Genomic DNA, 1,399 nt, shown 5'->3' on the forward strand with positions numbered 1-1,399 from the left:
CCAAATCTACGTGCAGCCAAGTATGTGCCGAACCGATCCTTATGGAAAGTGTGCCATTGACCGCTCCAAGGTTTTGTGAAGGTTTCGTCGCGAAAGACGCTACGGCAGCGGATCGGAGACGAGCATTCAGAGGAACGTCGCGTCGTCGGTCATCATCGCAATCAGATGCAGATGCAGATGGCCCACAACTCAAGGCACCCCGGCCGCGCCTGACCTGCCGCGTTTCTGGGCCGAAACACTAGTGGCTGCGTGGGTCGCGAAGTGCAGGAAGACCATGGACGAATGACCGTATTACGCTCAGAGCGGTCAAAGCGGCGAAGCGAGCGGCAATTGCCGCCATTTAGCTTCGACAAACAGAGTGGCAGAGTTAAGAGACCTGCTTATGTAGGTACCGATTCTCGCCTTTTGCTCCACTCAACCATTAGGAACATCTAAGAAAGAAGGCGGCGATCGTCCAGAGGTCTTCCTTCACGGAGCGATGTCTTCGGGCGCGGGCTCGAGTGATTCAGTCATCCAGAAAGCACGACTCAAGACAAGGGGCCCCGGACTCACCAGACGGGGTCCAGTCAGTAGCTAGCCAAACAATGCCTTGATCTCGTTGACCATGTCCGAAACCGGACGAGGCTGACCCTCACGATACCCGTCCAACTCGGAGAAGGGCTGGTCACGGAGTAGGCACAGCGGCCCTTGAATCCGCTTCACGCCATCAAGAACGTCAAGCTGGGCGCGGCTGTCCCTAATCTCGACCACTGGGACGCCGCGCCTGGCGAAGACGGAATTATGCAGATTCGACCCGGTGAACCCTGTGATCACGGCGGCCGAGTTCACGGCAGCAACCTGCTCTTCGACTGTCATCTCCCATCCTCGGACTGACACGAAGCCGTCCTCCACCAGAGCCTGTTCAACAGCGAGCTCGTGCGGGTGTGCTCGCCTGTGGCCCTTCGGGCGGGGCAGGAAAATTTTCTTGTCCTCGCCTGCGCTGCCGCTTCGGGAAGTCATGCGGTCGTAGACGTCATTGAGGGCGGGGTCGATCAGCTCGCCCTCGTCCATGAGGCCACGAATGTTCACTAGCGGTTCCGGGACATGTACGCGACCCAGCGCAATGTCCCCCGTGGCCACGACGATGCGACGTTCATCCCATCCGGCGAGCCGTAGCGTCTCAATGATGCGCGGAAAGGCTGACAACCACATGCGCCCCCACGGAATCAGTATCAGCGGGGCGTCGGGCAGCTTCTCGGACGCCCAGGCTGTCGCGATAGTCTCCGTGATGAGATGCCCCCAGCCGGCCAGAAGATGACCGCCCCAAATGCCCTCGTCGAGGAAGTAGTCCACACCCTCAACATGGAACTTCCCAACAACCCCTGGGTTACGCGTGTTGTGTTCCTTGACGGTGTGGGTC

Annotated in this window: 1 protein-coding gene; it reads right to left on the reverse strand. The window is 59.3% G+C overall.

Going from position 1 to position 1,399, the window contains the following annotated elements; translation table 11 throughout:
* Nucleotides 1-573: 573 nt before the first annotated feature.
* Nucleotides 574-1,399: glycosyltransferase 61 family protein (locus AC1DHX_RS20690; RefSeq protein ID WP_476900459.1), on the reverse strand; the 826-nt coding region annotated here is incomplete at its 5' end.

The sequence above is a fragment of the Arthrobacter sp. 05N33_2 genome, from assembly GCF_056397425.1.